Here is a 467-nt window from a genome sequence, read left to right as displayed (position 1 = left end):
ACCAAGAACGATTTGAAAGCAACATAAGGTGGGCAGATGAATAACTTAGTAGAATTATTTTGTGATGTCGATGATTTTTGTCATCAATTTATACCTCAATGGGAAACACAACTCATCACTGATGGGACTCGTAAGCGAAAACGCAGTTCGGCAATGTCTTTCGGTGAGAGAATGACCATTATAATCTCATTTCATCAGTCAAATCATAGAGATTTCAAGAACTTCTACATCGGCTTAGTTCAACGATATTGGACAGAGTACTTTCCAAATCTTATCAGTTATACTCGTTTTATCAGTACTATGTCTGAACTTATTGTCCCTATGTGTGCTTATTTCCAAACAGTTAAAGGCAAACCGACAGGGATTGCATTTGTCGATTCGACGAGTCTTAAGGTATGCCACAATATTCGAATTCCTAGAAATAAAGTATTTGCTAAGACAGGAAAACGTGGGAAAGGAACGATGGG

At 37.7% G+C, this 467-nt stretch carries 1 protein-coding gene; it reads left to right on the top strand.

The window, feature by feature from the left end; genetic code table 11:
- Window positions 1-36: 36 nt before the first annotated feature.
- On the top strand, window positions 37-467 hold a 431-nt coding region (locus Q0794_RS18105; RefSeq protein ID WP_298944277.1), incomplete at its 3' end, for a transposase.

It is taken from the genome of uncultured Psychromonas sp., assembly GCF_947489755.1.
Taxonomy (GTDB): Bacteria; Pseudomonadota; Gammaproteobacteria; order Enterobacterales; family Psychromonadaceae; genus Psychromonas.
The sequence above is the reverse complement of the archived record's forward strand: the minus strand, read 5'-3'. Positions and strand labels throughout refer to the sequence as shown.